This window comes from Scandinavium manionii, assembly GCF_024764775.1.
Taxonomy (GTDB): domain Bacteria; phylum Pseudomonadota; class Gammaproteobacteria; order Enterobacterales; family Enterobacteriaceae; genus Scandinavium; species Scandinavium manionii.
Window position 1 is genome coordinate 331318 of sequence record NZ_JALIGC010000039.1, and the last position, 22003, is coordinate 353320.

The 22003-nt window shown below is 53.1% G+C and carries 14 protein-coding genes; 7 read left to right on the forward strand and 7 right to left on the reverse strand.

The annotated features are described in order from the left end of the window. Positions 1-29 precede the first annotated feature (29 nt). The gene (glpT, locus tag MUU51_RS16035) at positions 30-1388 is read left to right on the forward strand and encodes a glycerol-3-phosphate transporter (RefSeq protein ID WP_159770305.1); all 1359 of its coding nucleotides are present in this window, start codon (positions 30-32) and stop codon (positions 1386-1388) included. 83 nt (positions 1389-1471) lie between these two features. On the opposite strand, the gene MUU51_RS16040 is transcribed toward glpT, so the two are convergent. Next, positions 1472-2350, reverse strand: coding sequence for a LysR family transcriptional regulator (locus MUU51_RS16040; protein ID WP_258968114.1), 879 nt, complete (start codon positions 2348-2350; stop codon positions 1472-1474). Between the two features lie 161 nt (positions 2351-2511). On the opposite strand from MUU51_RS16040, the gene MUU51_RS16045 reads away from it, so the two are divergent. Further along, entirely contained in the window at positions 2512-3702 is a 1191-nt protein-coding gene (locus tag MUU51_RS16045) for an MFS transporter (RefSeq protein WP_258968115.1), read from the forward strand. Between the two features lie 86 nt (positions 3703-3788). Here MUU51_RS16045 and yfaE read toward each other — a convergent pair whose 3' ends face one another. The 4 genes from yfaE to ubiG form a co-directional block, all read right to left on the reverse strand. Next, complete coding sequence (gene yfaE / locus MUU51_RS16050) at positions 3789-4043, reverse strand: class I ribonucleotide reductase maintenance protein YfaE (protein ID WP_159770314.1); 255 nt, start codon at positions 4041-4043, stop codon at positions 3789-3791. Beyond that, positions 4043-5173, reverse strand: coding sequence for a class Ia ribonucleoside-diphosphate reductase subunit beta (gene nrdB, locus MUU51_RS16055; RefSeq protein ID WP_159770317.1), 1131 nt, complete (start codon positions 5171-5173; stop codon positions 4043-4045). Before nrdB ends, yfaE begins: the two co-directional genes overlap by 1 nt. 98 nt (positions 5174-5271) lie before the next feature. Beyond that, positions 5272-7557: a class 1a ribonucleoside-diphosphate reductase subunit alpha gene (nrdA, locus tag MUU51_RS16060; protein ID WP_159770320.1), complete on the reverse strand. Its 2286-nt coding sequence runs from the start codon at positions 7555-7557 to the stop codon at positions 5272-5274. Between the two features lie 348 nt (positions 7558-7905). Beyond that, positions 7906-8631 (reverse strand): bifunctional 2-polyprenyl-6-hydroxyphenol methylase/3-demethylubiquinol 3-O-methyltransferase UbiG, encoded by a 726-nt coding sequence (gene ubiG / locus MUU51_RS16065; RefSeq protein WP_159770323.1) that lies wholly within the window; start codon positions 8629-8631, stop codon positions 7906-7908. 157 nt (positions 8632-8788) lie between these two features. Between ubiG and gyrA the strand changes: the two genes are divergently transcribed. Further along, complete coding sequence (gene gyrA, locus MUU51_RS16070) at positions 8789-11425, forward strand: DNA topoisomerase (ATP-hydrolyzing) subunit A (protein ID WP_159770326.1); 2637 nt, start codon at positions 8789-8791, stop codon at positions 11423-11425. A 128-nt stretch (positions 11426-11553) separates the two neighbouring features. Then, a complete protein-coding gene (rcsC, locus tag MUU51_RS16075; RefSeq protein ID WP_258968116.1) occupies positions 11554-14400 on the forward strand; it encodes a two-component system sensor histidine kinase RcsC in 2847 nt (948 codons plus the stop codon). A 45-nt stretch (positions 14401-14445) separates the two neighbouring features. Here the strand turns inward: rcsC and rcsB are convergent, their stop codons facing one another. Together rcsB and rcsD are read right to left on the reverse strand one after the other, a co-directional pair. Beyond that, positions 14446-15096 carry a response regulator transcription factor RcsB gene (gene rcsB, locus MUU51_RS16080; RefSeq protein WP_159770332.1) on the reverse strand — a complete coding sequence of 217 codons (651 nt, stop codon included), beginning with the start codon at positions 15094-15096 and terminating at the stop codon, positions 14446-14448. Between the two features lie 16 nt (positions 15097-15112). After that, a complete protein-coding gene (gene rcsD / locus MUU51_RS16085; RefSeq protein WP_258968117.1) occupies positions 15113-17788 on the reverse strand; it encodes a phosphotransferase RcsD in 2676 nt (891 codons plus the stop codon). Between the two features lie 804 nt (positions 17789-18592). On the opposite strand from rcsD, the gene MUU51_RS16090 reads away from it, so the two are divergent. From MUU51_RS16090 to ada, 3 genes are all read left to right on the forward strand, one after another. Beyond that, positions 18593-19708, forward strand: coding sequence for a porin OmpC (locus tag MUU51_RS16090; protein WP_258968118.1), 1116 nt, complete (start codon positions 18593-18595; stop codon positions 19706-19708). 101 nt (positions 19709-19809) lie between these two features. Further along, positions 19810-20865 carry an FAD:protein FMN transferase ApbE gene (apbE, locus tag MUU51_RS16095; protein WP_159770341.1) on the forward strand — a complete coding sequence of 352 codons (1056 nt, stop codon included), beginning with the start codon at positions 19810-19812 and terminating at the stop codon, positions 20863-20865. 76 nt (positions 20866-20941) lie between these two features. Continuing rightward, positions 20942-22003, forward strand: coding sequence for a bifunctional DNA-binding transcriptional regulator/O6-methylguanine-DNA methyltransferase Ada (ada, locus tag MUU51_RS16100; RefSeq protein WP_258968119.1), 1062 nt, complete (start codon positions 20942-20944; stop codon positions 22001-22003).

The window sequence follows — 22003 nt, forward strand, 5'->3', positions numbered from 1 at the left end:
TTCTGATAACGATGGCCACGGAGGCTACAATGCTCAGTATTTTCAAACCTGCCGCGCATATCGCGCGATTGCCTGATGCGCAAATAGATGCTCACTATCGCCGCCTGCGCTGGCAAATTTTCCTCGGGATTTTCTTCGGTTATGCCGCCTACTATCTGGTACGCAAAAACTTCGCGTTAGCAATGCCTTACCTTATTGAACAGGGTTTTTCGCGCGGTGATTTAGGCTTTGCACTGTCAGGAATTTCCATCGCTTATGGCTTTTCGAAATTCATTATGGGCTCGATCTCTGATCGCTCGAATCCGCGTGTATTCCTGCCTGCAGGACTGATTCTCGCGGCGGCAGTAATGCTGTTCATGGGCTTCGTGCCGTGGGCAACGTCGAGCATTATGGTGATGTTCGTTCTGCTGTTCGTGTGCGGTTGGTTCCAGGGGATGGGCTGGCCGCCGTGCGGGCGCACGATGGTGCACTGGTGGTCGCAGAAAGAGCGCGGCGGGATTGTCTCAGTGTGGAACTGCGCGCATAACGTCGGCGGCGGGCTGCCACCACTGCTGTTCCTGTTGGGGATGGCGTGGTTTAACGACTGGCATGCGGCACTGTATATGCCTGCATTCGGCGCGATCCTGGTGGCAATTGTTGCCTTTGCGCTGATGCGTGACACGCCGCAGTCCTGCGGGCTACCGCCTATCGAAGAGTATAAAAACGATTACCCGGACGACTACAGCGAGAAGAATGAAGAAGAGCTGACCGCGAAGCAGATTTTCATGCAGTACGTGCTGCCGAACAAGCTGTTGTGGTACATCGCCGTCGCCAACGTGTTTGTCTATCTGCTGCGCTACGGCATTCTTGACTGGTCTCCAACCTACCTGAAAGAAGTGAAGCATTTCGCACTGGATAAATCCTCGTGGGCGTATTTCCTGTATGAATATGCGGGGATCCCGGGCACGCTGCTGTGTGGCTGGATGTCGGACAAAGTGTTCCGTGGCAATCGCGGGGCGACCGGCGTGTTCTTTATGATTCTGGTGACCATTGCAACCATCGTTTACTGGCTCAACCCGCCGGGTAATCCGGGGGTGGATATGGCTTGTATGATTGTCATCGGCTTCCTGATTTACGGCCCGGTGATGCTGATTGGTCTGCATGCGCTTGAGCTGGCACCGAAGAAAGCAGCGGGCACGGCAGCGGGCTTTACCGGGCTGTTTGGCTATCTCGGTGGTTCCGTGGCGGCGAGTGCGATTGTCGGTTATACCGTCGATTTCTTCGGCTGGGATGGCGGCTTTATGGTGATGATTGGCGGCAGTGTGCTGGCGGTGATTTTACTGCTAGTGGTGATGGTCGGCGAAAAACGTCATCACGCAGCGTTGCTGAACAAACGTCACGGCGGATAATGCCGCCGTGGATGCCGACTGACCTGTGGCGTGATGACCCACTGCACCTTAAACGCGGAAGACAGCGGAGCCGGGTGCAGTGTTTATATTTTTTCTTCTGCCGTTAATGTTTTCATACAGGCCTGAAGCAGACCTGACGGGCTGCCTTCCACAGGAGGGTCTCGGGTCAGAAGCGAAATTTGTCGGTAAAAGGTGGGGGCCAGCGCTACTGACCGTAAATCGGGTCCCATCGTCTGTATTGTCAATTCAGGCAGTAGTGCAATACCTAATCCCTGGCGAATAAAGCTGATGGCGGTATCCGGATGGCTGAATTCATATTTAACGAGCGGTTCAATGTTCCTCTCTTTAAATAACGCCATGATGCTTAATTCATAACCTCCTTTGCTGACGATCAGCGGCTCACCCGCCAGCGCGTCAATCATAACAATATCATTCGCCGCCAGAGGATGGCTCTCCGGTACCACGACGGTAAATTTATCCTGATAGACGGGGACGGCATGCATTCCCTTTACCGGAGAATGAACAAAACCCGCATCAATATTTTCACTACGCAGTGAGTCAATAATCGCGGCACTGTTCTCTTCATAGGGGATAATTTTGATCGTCGGGTGATGTTTTTCGAAGTAGCGTATCACCGCCGGCAAAATACAGGCGCATACGCTGGGAAAGCAGCCAAGACGTAACGTACGCACCGGGTCCTTTTTCTCCTGCCAGGCTATCTCCTTAATGGCATTCACTTCGCGAGTGATGTTGCGCAGATGGGCAACGATCCGATCGCCTGCCGCCGTGAGTTGAATAGCTTTTCGTCGGTCACGGATCAGAATGTCTACCCCGAGCTCTTGTTCCAGCGCGGCAATCGCCTGGCTGATGGCGGACTGCGTCATGTAGAGGCGTTTACTGGCCTCGGTAAATCCATTGTATTCCAGTACGGCCAGCAGAGCGTGGACCTGTGTCAGCGTCATTAGTATTCTCTAATTAATATGATTAAAACGATTAATTTCTTTAATAGTGTCTCTTTATTTATAATCGCAGTCTCTTAATTACATCACATTTTGCCGCATCCGCGACGCGCGCATAGATATTGCACGTTGCCTGCCTGCGTCTTCTGAACAGGTTGTTGAAGATGAAAGAAAAATTATGGACGAAAGATTTTTGGGCTATCACCACCATTAGCTTCATTATTTTCTTTGTCTTTTATGTGCTGCTGACGCTACTCCCTCTCTATATTTCTGACCGTCTGCATGCTTCACCCGATAAAGCGGGCTTATTAGTCACCTGCTTTTTAGCTGCGGCGATCGTCATTCGCCCTTTTGCCGGGCAGTGGGTGGGAAAATATTCAAATAAAACTATTCTGGTGCTCTCTTCTCTGGCTTTTTTGGTGGTCACTGCGCTCTATCCTGTTTGCCATTCCATTGAATCCCTGCTGTTTATCCGGGTGCTTCATGGTATTACGTTTGGTGTTATCACCACGGTAAAAGGGACGATTTCCGCGCGGATGATCCCGGCCTCCCGACGTGGGGAGGGCATCAGTTTTTTCTCTTTGGCAATGGGGCTGGCGATGGTCGTCGGGCCGTGGGTTGGCCTGAATATGGCGCGCTGGAGCGCGTATACTCCGGCCTTCTGGCTGTGTACGGGCGTATCTCTGGTGTGCATCGTTCTGGCGCTGATCATTACCGTTCCGCCAGTCCTTCGTCATGCCGATGGTTCAACGCCTTCCCTGGGGCTTGCCGCCATGTTTGACCGTGCAGCGCTGCCGTTTGCGGGCATCACGTTCTTAATGACCTTTGCCTATGCGGGCGTCTCCGCGTTTCTGGCGCTTTACGCCCGGGAACTTAATCTGATGGCGGCGGCCAGTCACTTTCTGCTTTGTTATGCCCTTTTTTTGATGATTTGCCGTTCGTTTACCGGCAACGTCTGCGACAGAAAAGGGCCGAAATATGTGGTTTACCCTTGTTTGCTGGCGTTCACGCTGGGGTTGGTGGCGCTCGGCTACACGCAGGGCAGTATGATGATGATTTTCGCTGGGGCGTTGATCGGGATTGGCTACGGTTCTGTTACGCCGGTATTCCAGACGCAAATTATCAGCTCAGTGGCGCCGCACAATATCGGTACGGCGAATTCCCTGTTCTTTAATGCGATGGATGCGGGGATGGCCCTTGGCGCGCTGATAATGGGGCTGATGGTGGAACACGCAGGTTACCGCATGATCTATCTGGCGGGCGCCGTACTGGTGATCGTCGCCGGGGTGTTTTATGCGTGGTATATGAAGGGAAAGGCGGGCATAACGCTGGTGTCCGCAAAAGAGATCCACTGAGGAAGCCAGTGAAAATGTTGTCTAAAAGCCCGCTCCGCAGATAAGCGCGGAGCCGGACAGAGCAGATTGACCTGAGATAAAAGGGGCTACATCTCGATTTCAATATCGCCGTTGGCTTTGCAGCAGCAGGGCAGAATTTCCCCGTGCTGAATAAACGCCAGCGGCTCGGTCAGCCAGTCAACTTGGCCGGAAACCAGACGACAGCGGCAGGAGCCGCAATAGCCTTCGCGACATTGAAACTCGACCGCCACGTTGTGCGACTCTAGCGCCACCAATAGCGAAGGGTGTTCTTCCTGGCACAACAGCTGTGTGCCAGTCAGACGAAGGGTCACGCGGCTCATCAGAGCTGGAAATTGCTCAGGTCGTCGGCATCCACATTGGAGTCGATTTGACCGACCAGATAAGAGCTGACTTCCACTTCCTGCGGCGCAACCTGTACGTTATCGGACACCAGCCAGGTGTTGATCCACGGGATCGGGTTGGAGCGGGTCTGGAACGGCAGATCAAGCCCAACCGCCTGCATGCGGATGTTGGTAATGTATTCGATGTACTGCCACAGAATGTCTTTGTTCAGGCCAATCATGGAGCCGTCACGGAACAGATAACCGGCCCACTCTTTTTCCTGCTGTGCTGCCTGCACAAACAGGTCATAACACTCCTGTTTGCATTCTTCAGCAATCAGCGCCATTTCCGGGTCGTCCTGGCCTGAACGCAGCAGGTTCAACATGTGCTGGGTACCGGTCAGGTGCAGGGCTTCATCACGCGCAATCAAGCGGATGATTTTGGCGTTGCCTTCCATCAGCTTACGTTCTGCGAACGCGAAGGAGCAGGCAAAGCTGACGTAGAAGCGGATCGCTTCCAGCGCGTTGACGCTCATCAGACACAGATACAGCTTTTTCTTCAGCTCGTGCAGGTTAACGGTCACCGTTTTGCCGTTCACGTTATGCGTGCCTTCACCCAGCAGATGCCAGTAACTGGTCAGCTCAATCAGGGAATCGTAGTAGTGGGAAATCCCTTCGGCGCGTTTCTGAATCTGCTCGTTGGTGACGATATCATCGAACACGGTCGCCGGATCGTTGACGATGTTACGGATGATATGGGTGTAAGAGCGCGAGTGAATGGTTTCTGAAAACGCCCAGGTTTCCACCCAGGTTTCCAGTTCAGGAATAGAGATAAGCGGCAGCAGCGCCACATTCGGGCTACGGCCCTGAATGGAATCCAGCAGCGTCTGGTACTTCAGGTTGCTGATGAAAATGTGCTTTTCATGGTCAGGCAGCGCCTGGTAGTCAATACGATCGCGTGAGACGTCTACTTCTTCCGGGCGCCAGAAGAAGGAGAGTTGCTTTTCGATCAGCTTTTCGAAGATGTCATATTTTTGCTGATCGTAGCGTGCCACGTTGACCGGCTGGCCGAAGAACATAGGCTCCAGCAGCTGGTTATTTTTCGTCTGTGAAAAGGTGGTATAAGCCATGAATGAGTCCTGTTGAGATTTTATTGCCCGGTGGTGCGTTGTTGGCCGGGCCGTCAAAATCGTAGGCCGGGTAAGCGAAACGCTACCCGGCAAATAGCTTAGATTTTACATGCGCCGCTTTCGCAGCCATCGTCCTGAATGGACGGTGCCATGTCGTCCTGGGCATCTTCTGCGCCATCACGGGTGTTGTGATAGTACAGGGTTTTCACGCCAAATTTATAGGCATTGAGCAGGTCTTTGAGCAGTTGCTGCATCGGCACTTTACCAGACGGGAAACGTGTCGGGTCATAGTTGGTGTTTGCCGAAATCGACTGGTCGATAAACTTCTGCATGATACCAACCAGTTGCAGATAACCGTCGTTGTTTGGCATTTCCCACAGCAGCTCGTAGCTGTTCTGTAGCTTTTCGTAATCCGGAACAACCTGGCGCAGGATCCCATCTTTCGACGCTTTGATGCTGACGTGGCCGCGCGGCGGCTCGATGCCGTTAGTGGCGTTAGAGATCTGCGAAGAGGTCTCAGACGGCATCAGGGCAGACAGCGTGGAGTTACGCAGACCGTGGGTTTTGATCGACTCACGCAGACCATCCCAGTCGTAGTGCAGCGGCTCGTTAACGATAGCGTCCAGGTCTTTCTTGTAGGTATCGATCGGCAGAATGCCTTTCGCGTAAGTGGTTTCGTTAAACCACGGGCATGCGCCTTGCTCCTTCGCCAGTTCGTTTGAGGCTTTCAGCAGGTAATACTGAATGGCTTCAAACGTTTTGTGGGTCAGGTTGTTGCCGCTGCCATCGGAGTAACGTTTACCGTTTTTCGCCAGGTAGTAAGCGAAGTTGATAACGCCAATGCCGAGAGTACGACGGCCCATTGCGCCACGTTTTGCCGCCAGAATTGGGTAGTCCTGATAATCGAGCAGGGCATCCAGCGCACGAACCGCCAGAATCGCCAGCTCTTCCAGATCGTCCAGGCTGTCAATCGCGCCGAGGTTGAACGCCGACAGCGTACACAGGGCAATTTCACCGTTTTCGTCGTTCACATCGTCCAGCGGTTTGGTTGGCAGGGCGATTTCCAGGCACAGGTTAGACTGACGCACGGGGGCGATAACCGGATCAAACGGGCTGTGAGTGTTGCAGTGGTCAACGTTCTGGATGTAGATACGGCCAGTAGAGGCACGTTCCTGCATCACCAGAGAGAACAGTTCAACCGCTTTGATGCGCTGCTTGCGGATGCTGGTGTCTTTTTCGTATTTCACATACAGACGTTCAAACTCGTCCTGATTGGCGAAGAACGCGTCGTACAGGCCTGGTACGTCGGACGGGCTGAACAGGGTGATGTCTTCACCTCTCAGCAGACGGGTATACATCAGTTTGTTGATCTGTACGCCGTAGTCCATGTGACGCACGCGGTTCGCTTCGGTACCACGGTTGTTTTTCAGCACCAGCAGGCTTTCAACTTCCAGGTGCCACATTGGGTAGAACAGTGTAGCTGCACCGCCACGCACGCCGCCCTGAGAGCAGGATTTTACCGCAGTCTGGAAGTGTTTGTAGAACGGGATACAGCCGGTATGGAACGCTTCACCGCCACGAATTGGGCTGCCCAGCGCACGGATGCGACCGGCGTTGATGCCGATACCGGCGCGCTGAGAAACATATTTCACGATGGCGCTGGAGGTGGCGTTGATGGAGTCGAGGCTGTCGCCGCACTCGATCAGCACGCAAGAGCTGAACTGGCGCGTCGGGGTACGCACGCCGGACATAATTGGCGTCGGCAGCGAAATCTTGAAGGTGGATACCGCGTCATAAAAACGCTTCACGTAGTCCAGACGGGTTTCACGCGGATAGTTGGAGAACAGGCACGCGGCGACCAGGATATACAGGAACTGCGCACTCTCGTAGATTTCGCCGGTCACGCGGTTCTGGACCAGGTATTTGCCTTCCAGCTGTTTCACCGCAGCGTAGGAGAAGTTCATATCGCGCCAGTGGTCGATAAAACCGTCCATCTGCTTGAACTCTTCTTCCGTGTAGTCTTCCAGCAGATGACTGTCGTATTTACCCAGTTCAACCATGTTGACGACGTGGGTGTACAGCGCCGGCGGTTCAAACTGACCGTATGCTTTCTTACGCAGATGGAAAATCGCCAGGCGCGCGGCCAGGTACTGATAATCAGGGGCATCACGGGAAATCAGATCCGCAGCGGCCTTGATGATGGTCTCATGGATGTCGGCGGTTTTGATGCCGTCATAGAACTGGATGTGAGAGCGCAGTTCAACCTGAGAAATGGAAACGTTGTTCAGCCCTTCGGCCGCCCAGTCCAGCACGCGATGAATTTTATCGAGATTGATTTGCTCAGTCCCGCCATCACGCTTAGTCACCATCAGACGCTGATTCATGTGCTTTTTTACCTGTCCGTGAAATGGAAAAATATCCCCCGCTTATCCACAAAATGCCGTTGTGGCTAACTCTGTGGATAAATACTATATGTAGGGGTTGTGCGATAAGATAAACGCTATATGGTGAGTATTCTAGTAAGGATTCATTTGAGTACAAGGGTTGATTTTGACGTTAACTTAAGGTTGCAAAAGGGTAGCGGAGGCTAAGTCCACGGATTGTAAGGCCTGGCGACATTGTCAATATTTGAAGAAAAAAAATAGAAATTTGATCGAGTGCTGATTTCTTCAACGAGAAGGTGAATTGCGCAACAGGATGCTGCGCAAACTTTATAAGAATAATGGATGACGTCAGTCGTTTTTTGCCGTTGTATGCAACATGTAATTAACATCAACACCCGGCGCGAGCGTAAAGTGATTCGTGACCGGATTGTAGTGCAGGCCGATGATATGACGTTCCTGCAGACAGGTTTGGTCGACCCAGCCCAGCAGCTCGGCGGGTTTGATGAACTTCTTCACGTCGTGGGTGCCTTTTGGCACCATGTTTAAGACATATTCTGCACCCACGACGGCCATCAGCCACGCTTTGCCGTTGCGGTTGATGGTGGAGAAAAAGACCTGACCGCCGGGCTTCACCAGCTTCGCACAGGCATTCACCACGGACTGCGGGTCCGGTACGTGTTCAAGCATTTCCATGCAGGTCACGACGTCGTACTGCTGCGCATGTTTCGCCGCGTGGTCTTCCACGGTTTCCTGAACGTAATCCACTTGAATGCCGGTTTCCAGCGCATGCAAACGCGCGACCTGCAACGGTTCAAAGCCCATATCCAGCCCGGTAACGGTGGCACCTTCACGCGCCATGCTTTCGGCGAGGATCCCGCCGCCGCAGCCGACATCCAGCACTTTCTTGCCAAACAACCCGCCTGAACGGTTGCTGATGTAGCCCAGACGCAGCGGATTAATGCGGTGCAGTGGTTTAAATTCCCCTTCCAGGTCCCACCAGCGTGAGGCGACGGCTTCGAATTTTGCAATTTCGTCGTGATCGACGTTAGCCACCGGCTGTTTTTCGGCATTCATGGGTACATTGACTCCTTTTCTTATCAGGTCTGTGAGTATATCAGCACCCCGGCGCGAATAAAGCGCCGTGCTGGTACATAGGTTTACCTCAATCACGTCGGCTGTGTTATAATTTGCGACCTTTGAATCCGGGAAACAGTAGAGGGATAGCGGTTAGATGAGCGACCTTGCGAGAGAAATTACACCGGTCAACATTGAGGAAGAGCTTAAGAGCTCGTATCTGGATTACGCGATGTCCGTTATTGTCGGCCGCGCACTGCCAGATGTCCGAGATGGACTCAAGCCGGTACACCGTCGCGTACTTTACGCCATGAATGTATTGGGCAACGACTGGAATAAAGCCTACAAAAAATCTGCCCGCGTCGTGGGTGACGTCATCGGTAAATACCACCCTCATGGTGATACCGCCGTTTACGACACCATCGTCCGTATGGCGCAACCATTCTCCCTGCGTTACATGCTGGTCGACGGCCAAGGTAACTTCGGTTCAGTAGACGGCGACTCCGCCGCAGCGATGCGTTATACGGAAATCCGTATGTCGAAAATCGCCCATGAACTGATGGCCGACCTGGAAAAAGACACCGTTGATTTCGTCGATAACTACGACGGCACCGAACGTATTCCAGACGTTATGCCAACCAAGATCCCGAACCTGTTAGTTAACGGTTCGTCCGGTATCGCGGTGGGTATGGCAACGAACATTCCGCCACATAACATTACCGAAGTCATTAACGGCTGCCTGGCTTACATTGACGATGAAGACATCACCGTCGAAGGGCTGATGGAACACATCCCAGGGCCTGACTTCCCGACCGCAGCTATCATCAATGGCCGTCGTGGCATTGAAGAAGCCTATCGTACCGGTCGCGGTAAAATCTATATTCGCGCCCGTGCGGAAGTCGAAGCTGACGCCAAAACTGGCCGTGAAACCATCATCGTGCACGAAATTCCTTATCAGGTGAACAAAGCTCGCCTGATCGAGAAAATCGCCGAGCTGGTAAAAGACAAACGCGTGGAAGGTATCAGCGCGCTGCGTGACGAGTCTGATAAAGACGGTATGCGCATCGTGATTGAAATCAAACGTGACGCGGTGGGTGAAGTGGTTCTGAACAACCTCTACTCCCAGACTCAGCTGCAGACCTCTTTCGGTATCAACATGGTTGCTCTGCACCATGGTCAGCCGAAGATCATGAACCTGAAAGACATCCTTTCCGCGTTCGTGCGTCACCGCCGCGAAGTCGTCACCCGTCGTACCATCTTCGAATTGCGTAAAGCACGCGACCGGGCGCACATCCTTGAAGCGCTGGCTATCGCGCTGGCAAACATCGAACCGATCATTGAAATGATCCGTCGTGCGCCAACGCCTGCGGAAGCAAAAGCTGCGCTGATTGCACAGCCATGGGCTCTGGGCAACGTTTCCGCGATGCTGGAACGTGCCGGCGATGACGCTGCACGTCCGGAGTGGCTGGAGCCGCAGTTCGGTATTCACGACGGTAAGTATTTCCTGACCGAACAGCAGGCTCAGGCGATTCTGGATCTGCGTCTGCAGAAACTGACCGGCCTGGAGCATGAAAAACTGCTCGACGAGTATAAAGAGCTGCTGGAACAGATAGCGGAGCTGCTACACATTCTGGGCAGCGCTGACCGTCTGATGGAAGTGATTCGTGAAGAGCTGGAACTTGTTCGCGAGCAGTTCGGCGACCAGCGTCGTACCGAAATCACGGCCAACACTGCAGACATCAACATCGAAGACCTGATCAACCAGGAAGACGTTGTTGTGACCCTGTCTCACCAGGGCTACGTGAAATACCAGCCGCTGACCGATTACGAAGCTCAGCGCCGCGGTGGCAAAGGTAAATCAGCCGCCCGTATTAAAGAAGAAGACTTTATCGACCGCCTGCTGGTCGCCAACACCCATGACACCATTCTGCTGTTCTCCAGCCGTGGTCGTCTGTACTGGATGAAGGTTTATCAGTTGCCAGAAGCAAGCCGTGGTGCGCGTGGACGTCCAATCGTCAACCTGCTGCCGCTGGAAGCGAACGAACGTATCACCGCCATTCTGCCGGTGCGTGAATACGAAGAGGGCGTTAACGTCTTCATGGCGACCGCCAGCGGTACCGTCAAGAAAACGGCGCTGACCGAGTTCAGCCGTCCGCGTTCTGCCGGTATCATTGCGGTGAACCTGAAAGAAGACGATGAGTTGATTGGCGTTGACCTGACCAACGGTAACGATGAAGCGATGCTGTTCTCCGCCGCCGGTAAAGTGGTGCGCTTTAAAGAGAGTGCAGTGCGTGCCATGGGCCGTACGGCGACTGGTGTTCGCGGTATCAAACTGGCCGGTGAAGACAAAGTCGTGTCGCTGATTATCCCACGCGGTGAAGGGGCGGTTCTGACCGTGACCCAGAACGGCTACGGTAAGCGTACTTCTGAAACCGAATACCCAACTAAGTCTCGCGGCACGCAGGGCGTTATCTCGATCAAAGTGACCGAGCGTAATGGTTCTGTGGTAGGCGCAGTACAGGTTGTGGATAGCGACCAGATCATGATGATAACCGATGCCGGTACGCTGGTGCGTACCCGCGTTTCGGAAGTCAGCGTGGTTGGCCGTAACACCCAGGGCGTTATCCTCATCCGCACCGCGGAAGATGAAAACGTAGTGGGTCTGCAGCGTGTTGCTGAACCGGTTGACGAAGAAGAACTCGACGCTATCGACGGCAGCGTTGCCGAAGGTGACGATGAGATCGCTCCGGAAGTGGAATCTGACGACGATGTAGCCGATGACGCAGACGAGTAATTGTCTGAAATAATCGCCTGAAGTCAGTGAAAAGGGCCAGTGAAAACTGGCCCTTTTTCTTTGAACGTTGCGAGGGTAGAGATTTACCGCTACCTTAATCCCATCTTTTGCATGTACACGGCCAAACGTTGAAATACCTCGTCTCTTTTCGCACGACTCTGAAAGTTTCCCGCTATCTTTTCCGGGCGCTGGCGCTGTTGCTCTGGCTGCTGATTGCCCTCGTCTCGGCGTTCTACATTGTGAATTCGCTGCACACCAAAGAGGCGGAGATACGTCAGGAATTTAACCTCAGCTACGATCAGGCCCAGCGCTACATTCAGCGCACGTCAGACGTGATGAAAGAGCTGAAGTACATTGCGGAAAATCGACTGAGCGTGGAAAACGGCGTGATGTCCTCACGCACGGCGAAAGACGATACCGAAGTCCCCGAATTTGAGCCACTGTTCCAGGATTCCGACTGCGGCGCACTGAGCAGTAGCTGGCGCGGCTCGCTAGAGTCGCTGGCGTGGTTCATGCGCTACTGGCGCGACAATTTCTCTGCGGCTTACGATCTTAATCGCGTGTTCCTGATTGGCAGCGACAATCTCTGTATGGCGAACTTTGGCCTGCGCGATATGCCGATGGAACATGAGCAGGCGCTGAAAATCCTGCATGAGCGGATCATGAAATACCGCAATGCGCCACAGGATGAGCGCGGCAATAACCTGTTCTGGATTAGCCAGGGCCCGCGTCCGGGCGTGGGCTATTTCTATGCGCTGACGCCGGTGTATCTCGCCAACCGCCTACAGGCGCTGCTCGGCATTGAACAAACCATCCGCATGGAAAACTTCTTCACGCCGGGCAGTATGCCAATGGGCGTGACCATTCTGGATGAAAGCGGCCAGCCGTTGATTTCCCTCACTGGCGGCGAAAGTAAACTGAAAATCGACCCGCACTGGATGCAGGAACGCGCCTGGTTTGGCTATACGTCGGGCTTCCGCGAGCTGGTGCTGAAGAAAAGCCTACCGCCGTCTTCGCTGAGTATTGTCTACTCGGTACCAGTGGATTTGGTTCTCGAGCGGATAAGAATGCTTATCCTCAACGCCTTACTGCTGAATATTCTGACCGGCGTGGCGCTGTTTACCCTGGCGCGAATGTACGAACGCCGGATTTTCCTGCCTGCCGAAGCTGATGCGCAGCGCCTGGAGGAGCACGAACAATTCAACCGTAAAATTGTGGCGTCTGCCCCGGTCGGGATTTGTATTCTGCGCACCCTGGACGGGACCAACATCCTGAGTAACGAGCTGGCGCATAATTACCTGAATATGTTGACCCACGAGGACCGACAGCGGTTGACACAGATTATCTGCGGCCAGCAGGTCAACTTTGTTGATGTGCTCACCAGCAACAATACCAATCTGCAAATCAGCTTTGTCCATTCGCGCTACCGCAATGAAAACGTGGCGATTTGCGTCCTGGTGGACGTGTCGTCGCGTGTGAAGATGGAAGAGTCATTGCAGGAAATGGCGCAGGCCGCCGAGCAGGCGAGCCAGTCGAAATCGATGTTCCTGGCGACGGTAAGCCACGAGCTGCGCACCCCGCTGTACGGCATTATCGGTAACCTCGATCTGCTGCAAACTAAAGAGCTGCCGAAGGGCGTCGACCGACTGGTGACGGCGATGAATAACTCCTCCAGCCTGCTGCTAAAAATCATCAGCGACATTCTCGATTTCTCGAAGATTGAATCGGAGCAGCTGAAAATCGAGCCGCGCGAGTTTTCGCCGCGTGAGGTGATGAGCCACATCACAGCCAACTATCTGCCGCTGGTGGTGCGTAAACAGCTTGGGCTGTACTGCTTCGTTGAACCGGATGTGCCACAGCAGTTGTCGGGTGACCCAATGCGTTTGCAGCAGGTGATTTCCAACTTGCTAAGCAATGCGATTAAGTTCACCGACGTCGGCTGCATTATTCTGCATCTGCGCCGCGATGAGGACTATCTGAGCATTAGCGTGCGTGATACCGGGGTGGGGATTCCGGCGAAAGAAGTGGTCCGTCTGTTTGACCCGTTCTTCCAGGTCGGAACCGGCGTGCAGCGTAATTTCCAGGGAACCGGGCTGGGGCTGGCGATTTGTGAGAAGCTCATCAACATGATGGACGGCGACATTTCGGTGGATACCGAGCCGGGCATGGGCAGCCAGTTCACCATTCGTATTCCGCTGTATGGTGCGCAAAACCTGAATCCTGCCGCCATTGATGGCCTGTCCGGCAAGCGCTGCTGGCTGGCGGTACGTAATGCGTCGCTGTCGCAATTTGTCGAATCCCTGCTGTCGCGCCACTGCGTGGAAGTGATGCGCTACGAGGGCCAGACGCCACAGGCTGACGATATGCTGATTTCCGACGACGAGCTGGCCCAGCCATGGGGCGGGCGTGGGGCGATTATATTCTGCCGTCGCCATATTGGTATTCCGCTGGAACGTGCGCCGGGCGAGTGGATCCACAGTGTGGCATCACCGCATGAACTGCTGGCGCTGCTGGGCCGAATTTACAGTATTGAAGTCGAAACTGCTGAAAACGGTGGAGCGCTGCCTTCGGTGGAAAACACCGCCGATACCAACGATGACATGATGATTCTGGTCGTCGACGATCATCCTATCAACCGCCGGTTGCTGGCCGATCAGCTCGGATCCCTTGGCTATCAGTGCAAAACCGCCAATGACGGCGTCGATGCGCTGAATGTGCTCAGCAAAAACCATATCGATATCGTGCTCAGCGACGTCAACATGCCAAATATGGACGGTTATCGTCTCACGCAGCGAATCCGTCAGTTGGGCTTAACGCTGCCGGTTGTGGGCGTGACGGCGAATGCGCTGGCGGAAGAGAAGCAGCGTTGTCTGGAATCAGGTATGGATAGCTGCCTGTCGAAACCGGTGACGCTGGATGTGATTAAGCAGACGCTGGCGGTCTATGCAGCACGGGTCCGAAAGGCAAGAAAGTAGAGTAGGGAGTAAGATTCCCCCGGTGAGCACCGGGGGATGAACAGCTTAGTCTTTGTCGGCCGCGCTCAGCGTGACGGAAGACAGATAGTTCAGCAGGGCGATATCATTTTCCACGCCCAGTTTCATCATCGCCGACTTCTTCTGGCTACTGATGGTTTTGATGCTGCGGTTCAGCTTCTTGGCAATTTCGGTAACCAGGAAACCTTCTGCGAACAGACGCAGCACTTCACTTTCTTTCGGTGACAGACGTTTGTCGCCATAACCGCCCGCGCTGATTTTTTCCAGCAGGCGAGAAACGCTTTCCGGGGTAAATTTCTTCCCTTTCTGCAGCGCCGCGAGGGCTTTCGGCAGATCGGTTGGTGCACCCTGTTTCAGGACAATCCCTTCAATATCCAGATCCAGAACGGCACTCAGAATGGCCGGGTTATTGTTCATGGTCAGAACAATAATAGAAATAGCCGGGAAATGACGTTTGATGTATTTGATAAGCGTAATGCCATCACCGTATTTGTCTCCAGGCATGGAGAGATCGGTAATCAGCACATGGGCGTCAAGTTTTGGCAGATTATTGATAAGCGCAGTGGAGTCTTCAAATTCGCCGACGACATTCACCCACTCGATTTGCTCAAGTGATTTGCGAATACCGAACAGTACAATCGGGTGATCATCGGCAATAATAACGTTCATATTGTTCATGTATTAGGCTACCTTGCTACATCAAGCTTTTGACGTAGGCGTCAATGTCGCTGATATATTTTTCTGTGCCGGGTGCATCCTTCTCACGAATGAGATGCTCCAGCGTTTCACATAACTGCTTGCCGGGTACCAGATTGAGCATGGCAAACACCCCTTTCAGGCGGTGAGCTGTCTGTGCCAGCGCAGCAAAGTCAGTTGTCGCTGACTCAGTATACAACCTCTTAACATCTTCCGGTACCGTATCAACAAACAGCGCATAATAACCGCTGGCATGGAGCTCGGCGTTTTCATTTACACCCGCGGGTGTTCCCAGCAACTCTCCCTGTGCCAGTTGTTCTTCTATAAGTTGTAGCACTGCTTCCTGCATGGCATTACTGATATTGAAGTTGACCCGTAGCTGACCTGGACCAATCTTACGAATACCGGCCTCATCATCGCTTAAAAGCAAGCCAGGCGCAGTAAGATTAGACGGATTATCAGTTAAAAACAGATCATATTCTTGACTTGTCAGGCGCTCATCCGGGGAAATGCAGCTCGCGCCCCAGTTTTCCAGCAGTCGAACGACCACGCTTCGCACTTCGTTGGACGTAATATCAATCATTGCAATGACGTCGTCGAGTAGCTTCTCTTGCGATTCGGTTTCTTCTTCACGTGGCGCCATTTTGACGTGCAGTGAGTAACGCGTGCCCAGCGATTCTCGGGCTTTAATATTCAGATGGCCGCCAAGTTTACGCGCCAGCTGATCGCACAGCCAGAAGGTGAGGGCGTTGGCTTTACCGAACCGGTCTTCCTGAGTGTCGTTCAGGAACGGGAAGTGAAGATTGTCGATTTCACTGTTCGAGACGCCGTTGCCGGTATCCAGAATACGGAAGGTGAGTCTGTCTTCCGCGGATTCATCTTTCCCGACTTCAAGCGTCACTTTGCCAATTTGAGTGGTTGTTACCGCATACTGGATAAGCAGCAGCAGGATCCGTTTGAGCCCTTCACGATCGCCATGACGCTGTTCGCTAGCCGCCAGATGGTTGTTGATCAGCAGTTGCAGGCCTTTACGCTTAATCACCGGTAAAACGTCCGGCACCACTTCGTCGATCAAATCCTGAATCGAGAACAGTGCGGATTGTCCCTTCCAGCCATCGCCTTCCAGCATATTCGCCAGTTGGATCTCGTCGACCAGACGCACCAGCGTATCGGCGTGCTGAGCGAGTTTCTGATTTTCATCACCCTTGAGTGCTGCGGCGTCTTCGGCCAGCGTTTTTACCGGCTGCTTCAACGCTTCGCCAATGTTCTGCATAAAGGCGATGCGGCCTTGCTGGTTTTTCTCATACAGACGCTGGGCCTGTTTAAGCTTTTTGTTCACCAGCACTTCTTTATCCTGGTCGCGAATAATGAAGATTTGCGTGCGCGGAGCCACCTGGCTGCGGAACTGGCGAATTTCGTACAATTCGTTATTGATAGTCGCCTGAATGACGCCCTGATGCTGGTCGGCCATGCTGGTGATATTTTGCAGATTCAGATGCGGCAGCAGGTGATCGGCAATTTTGTTGCTGATAACCGTGCGATTGGACTCCTGGTCATGCACCAGCAGCCCAAGCGGTAACACCGAGACAATCTCTTCATTAATAGCTTTCAGCACCCGCAGCTCATTGCTGGCAGCGCCTGGAGTGGCGTTATCCGTCTGCCGGCGGCCGGAATAATGACGGAAGGTGTTATAGCCAAACAGCGCCAGCGCCAGCAGGCCGATGTTCAGCAGCAGCGGCAGCAAAATGTTTTGCAAGGTATCGAGCAGCAGCGTACCGAATGGCACCTGCCACACAAGGCGCATGCCGGTGGAATTGACCGATGAGGCAATCTCAATGCGCGAACTGTTGAAATTGATGCTCACGCTGTCTACGGCTTCTTTATCCTGACTGCGCAGATTTTTCTGTTTAGGATCCGGCTCAAGGCGGAAACTGTCCAGCGTCATGCCCGGCGGGATAAGATCGTTAATCGGTAAATCGAAAGCCACGACAGTGGCCAGATGGCCCGGCTGATTGAAGGTCGTGCGCAGCGTAAAGTAGTGACCGTTCTGCCAGGCGAGACGGCGCAGAGCCGAAAAGGTTTCGCGCTCATCAAGCGTATTGGCTTGCTGCAACATTTCTGCCCGACGTGAATCGACGATACTGCCCACGCTGGACTCTTTGAAGCCAGCGGACAAGTCTTTCAATGGCAAGGTGGAGATGAGGATCAGGCTGTTATCCTGACCATTGAGATAGTACATCGACCAGGGTACGGTTTCCGCGCCCCACAGCGTATCAAGGTAGTTCGACATTTTTTGCGTCATGTCGAGGGTGGCACCGTCGTGAGAGCCGAAAATCAGCGCTTCTGTTTTTCGACGCGGTTTCTCGAGGTAATACACGTCTTGCTTCAGGCGAGTTTCCTGAAGGCCATCGCCGCCAGAGGCTGACGTCGCGGACGCAGCGATGTTGTCATAAATCTGCCAGGTGGCGTAGCGCCAGGTATCGATGCGTTTATGGATGGAATGTGTCATATCGACAATCTGGTAGCTTTTATCCTTCAGCCAGGCATTCACCGCACTCTGGGTAATCACGCCCATCGTCACCAGCAGCACGACAATTAGCAGCAGAAAGAAACGGTTAATGCTCCCTGGAATAAGGGAAAACTTGTTGGAGATAGTCGGGTCGGAATGACTCATTCGTGTGTGTAATCCATGATGACTGCACCAATTAACAGGCGTTGAAAGCGGGTTTGCTGCCTTTGGTGAAAAGCTGTTGCCGGTTTTCTGCTGGGTTTAGTTACGGCAACTCCAGCAGGCAGTATAAAGGGTAATGCGCCAATTTCCACATTCTCAGGTCGGTTGTTGACTTTGTGAACAATCTGCACAGTTGCCTCACAGAGATGTACATAGTTACATTTTTTGTACAAATATTTACGCTGAGATCCATAAGAATAGCACTAAATAACAAGCGAATATTTAACCCGTAGTACCTAAAGGGAATTTTTCCAGTGGGGTTGATTGCTTAATAGTCGTTATGATTTCGAGGGGGTAGCACACGGCTATTAATTTGCGTAAAGAAAGGTAAAAAAAAACCGGATGCGAAGCACCCGGTAGAAATATGAGTAAACAGACATTCAGAACTGAATGACGGTAATAAATAAAGTTAATGATGATAGCGTTGATTATTTTAGAGATCGTTGATGAATTTGTTTTGTCATTCAGTGCTATACGTGAAATGGCTTTATATGCATTGATTTGATTGAGTTTTTTATTTATTTTGATTTTTGATGCTATATTTTTTGGCTTTTCGTGGCATGAAAAAGTTCCGTGAAATTTACATGTTGAAACATCTAGTGGGTAATTTGAAACACCTTAAAAGTTCTCGTATCATTTTCTTGTTGGATATTTCTGGATTTTGCAGCACAATGGGTTTGCCGACTGATTAGAGGGTTAATCAGTAAGCAGTGGCATAAAAAAGGCATATAACAGAGGGTTAATAAAATGAAAGTTAAAGTACTGTCCCTCCTGGTACCAGCACTGCTGGTAGCGGGCGCAGCAAATGCGGCTGAAATTTATAACAAAGACGGCAACAAATTAGATCTGTACGGTAAAGTAGACGGCCTGCACTATTTTTCTGACGACAAGGGCGCTGACGGCGACCAGTCCTACATCCGTATGGGCTTCAAAGGCGAAACTCAGGTTAACGACCAGATCACCGGTTACGGCCAATGGGAATACAACGTTCAGGCGAATAACACCGAAGGTTCTGCTGATCAGGCATGGACTCGTGTAGGTTTCGCAGGTATTCGTGTTAAAGATGCCGGTTCTTTCGACTACGGTCGTAACTACGGCGTTGTTTATGACGTAACGTCCTGGACTGACGTCCTGCCAGAATTCGGCGGCGACACCTACGGTTCTGACAACTTCATGCAGCAGCGTGGTAACGGCTACGCGACTTACCGTAACACCGACTTCTTCGGTCTGGTTGACGGTCTGAACTTCGCTATCCAGTATCAGGGTAAAAACGGCAGCATCAGCGGCGAAGGCGCAACTGCCAATGGCCGTGGTGCTCTGAAACAGAACGGCGACGGAGTCGGCGGTTCCGTAACTTATGATCTGGGCGAAGGCTTCGGTCTGGGTGCTGCAATGTCCAGCTCCAAACGTACAACCGATCAGAACGATGCATTTACTGGTGCAAATGGCATTGTTTACGGTGAAGGCGATCGCGCTGAAACCTACACTGGCGGCCTGAAATATGACGCGAACAACGTCTACCTGGCAGCTCAGTACACCCAGACTTACAATGCAACCCGCATCGGTTCCCTGGGCTGGGCGAACAAAGCTCAGAACTTCGAAATGGTTGCTCAGTACCAGTTCGACTTCGGTCTGCGTCCATCCGTGGCTTACCTGCAGTCTAAAGGTAAGGACATCGAGAATGGTTACGGCGACCAGGACGTCCTGAAATATGTTGATGTTGGCGCGACTTACTACTTCAACAAAAATATGTCCACCTACGTTGACTACAAAATCAACCTGCTGGACGAAAACAACTTCACCCGTAACGCTGGCATCTCTACCGATGACATCGTAGCTCTGGGGCTGGTTTACCAGTTCTAATCGACTGCTAATCAGTAAAAAGGGTCCTTCGGGACCCTTTTTTTATCCTTTGTTTAAGCAGATTGGTGTACCCTTGCGCGCAAACATGAGGGGCATTACGTATGGATTTCACTTATTTCCGCGCGGCACTGATGGCCGTCGCTCTCGTTATTTCCGGCTGCGATAACAGCCCGCCGACACCACCTGCGCAAAAAGCGCCAGCGACCGTCCTTGAAGGCAAGACGATGGGGACATTCTGGCGGGTCAGCGTCATCAATCTCGACAGCAGCAAAGCAGAGGCCTTGCGACAGAAGGTGCAAAGCCAGCTGGACGCCGACGATCAGCTATTGTCCACGTGGAAAAACGATTCCGCGCTGATGCGATTCAACCATTCCACCAGTACCGCGCCGTGGCCGATCAACGAAGCGATGGCGGATATCGTCACCGAATCACTGCGTATAGGTGCGAAAACCCAGGGCGCCATGGACATTACCGTCGGGCCGCTGGTGAATCTGTGGGGCTTTGGCCCGGATAAACAGCCGGTAAAAACGCCGGATCAGGCGCAAATTGACGCCGCAAAAGTGCGTACTGGTCTGAAACATCTGACGGTGATTAACCAGTCTGGCAGCCAGTATTTACAAAAAGACATTCCCGACTTGTATGTTGATCTCTCGACCGTGGGCGAAGGCTACGCCGCCGATCATCTGGCGCGCTTAATGGAACAGGAAGGCATTGCCCGTTACCTGGTCTCCGTGGGCGGCGCGCTGTCGAGCCGTGGTATGAATGCCGAAGGCCAGCCGTGGCGGGTGGCGATTCAGAAACCGACGGATAAAGAAAATGCGGTGCAGGCGATTGTGGATATCAACGGCCACGGCATCAGCACCTCGGGCAGCTATCGTAACTACTACGAGCTTGACGGCAAACGTATCTCCCATGTAATCGATCCGCAAACCGGTGCACCTATCCAGCATAAACTGGTATCGGTCACGGTGATTTCACAGACTGCGCTGGAAGCCGACGGCTGGGATACTGGGCTGATGGTGCTCGGTCCGGATAAAGCCAAAGAAGTTGTGCGCGAGCAGGGGCTGGCGGTTTACATGATCATCAAAGATGGAGACGGCTTCAAAACGTGGATGTCTCCGCAGTTCGAAACCTTCCTGGTCAGCGGCAAAAATTAAAAAGCAAGAATGGCGGTTTTTTTAGCTGCCCTCTGCGCCAGACTCAGGCTACCCTGAATAGAGAGCCGGAGACTGTATGAAACGTAATGCTGCTATTAATGATGAGATCCGCTGGCAGGCGGTCCTCGACAGAGATTTGGCCGCCGATGGTCAGTTTGTTTTTGCGGTACTGACCACCGGGATCTACTGCCGTCCGTCCTGTCGCGCGCGCCATGCTCTACGCCAAAACGTCCGTTTCTACCCGAATACCAGCGCCGCCGAGGCTGCCGGTTTTCGGGCCTGCAAACGTTGCCAGCCTGATAAAGCTGACCCTCAACAACAGCGAATAGATAAAGTCGCCCAGGCTTGTCGATTGCTGGAGCAAGAGCGCACCCTGACGCTTGACGAACTGGCACGGGAAGTCGCCGTCAGTCCGTATCATTTCCATCGGCTGTTTAAATCCGTAACCGGTATGACGCCCCGCGCCTGGCAGCAGGCCTGGCGAGCGCAAACATTGCGTGACGCACTGAAAGAAAGCCCAACAGTCACCGATGCCGTACTGGCGGCTGGTTTTCCTGGCAGCAGCAGTTTCTATCGCCATGCAGACGACACGCTCGGCATGACGGCACGCCAGTTTCGTCGTGGCGGCGATGACCTGCGTGTGCGCTACACGCTTCAGCCGTGCCTGCTCGGACGTTGTCTGGTGGCGGCCAGTACTCGCGGTATTTGTGCCGTTTTGCCCGGAGATAAGGATGAAATGCTGATTGCCGAACTTGAGCAGATGTTTCCCCATGCCCAGCGGGAAGAAGCCGACGACGGATTCCGTCAGCAGGTCGCGCAGGTGATTGCTTTGTTAGACGGGCAGCGGGCAACGGTTTCGCTGCCGCTGGATATTCGCGGGACGGCGTTTCAGCAGTCGGTCTGGCAGGCGCTGCGTGATATTCCGACTGGTGAAACCCGTAGCTATCAGCAGGTAGCAGACAGCATCGGCAAACCGAAAGCGGTGCGCGCCGTGGCGAATGCCTGCGCGGCCAATAAACTGGCGCTGATCGTGCCTTGTCATCGTGTGTTGCGACAGAGCGGGGCGCTGTCTGGTTATCGTTGGGGTGAAGCGCTAAAAGCGGCTCTGCTGCTGCGCGAAGCAGGGCAGGAGAGATAA

Bases quoted from the DNA above. Each gene is read 5' to 3' on its own strand.
- ada (WP_258968119.1), top strand. From the start codon at position 20,942: ATGAAACGTAATGCTGCTATTAATGATGAGATCCGCTGGCAGGCGGTC.
- apbE (WP_159770341.1), top strand. From the start codon at position 19,810: ATGGATTTCACTTATTTCCGCGCGGCACTGATGGCCGTCGCTCTCGTT.
- rcsB (WP_159770332.1), bottom strand. From the start codon at position 15,096: ATGAACAATATGAACGTTATTATTGCCGATGATCACCCGATTGTACTG.
- nrdA (WP_159770320.1), bottom strand. From the start codon at position 7,557: ATGAATCAGCGTCTGATGGTGACTAAGCGTGATGGCGGGACTGAGCAA.
- rcsD (WP_258968117.1), bottom strand. From the start codon at position 17,788: ATGAGTCATTCCGACCCGACTATCTCCAACAAGTTTTCCCTTATTCCA.
- MUU51_RS16040 (WP_258968114.1), bottom strand. From the start codon at position 2,350: ATGACGCTGACACAGGTCCACGCTCTGCTGGCCGTACTGGAATACAAT.
- MUU51_RS16045 (WP_258968115.1), top strand. From the start codon at position 2,512: ATGAAAGAAAAATTATGGACGAAAGATTTTTGGGCTATCACCACCATT.
- nrdB (WP_159770317.1), bottom strand. From the start codon at position 5,173: ATGGCTTATACCACCTTTTCACAGACGAAAAATAACCAGCTGCTGGAG.
- glpT (WP_159770305.1), top strand. From the start codon at position 30: ATGCTCAGTATTTTCAAACCTGCCGCGCATATCGCGCGATTGCCTGAT.
- yfaE (WP_159770314.1), bottom strand. From the start codon at position 4,043: ATGAGCCGCGTGACCCTTCGTCTGACTGGCACACAGCTGTTGTGCCAG.
- gyrA (WP_159770326.1), top strand. From the start codon at position 8,789: ATGAGCGACCTTGCGAGAGAAATTACACCGGTCAACATTGAGGAAGAG.
- MUU51_RS16090 (WP_258968118.1), top strand. From the start codon at position 18,593: ATGAAAGTTAAAGTACTGTCCCTCCTGGTACCAGCACTGCTGGTAGCG.
- ubiG (WP_159770323.1), bottom strand. From the start codon at position 8,631: ATGAATGCCGAAAAACAGCCGGTGGCTAACGTCGATCACGACGAAATT.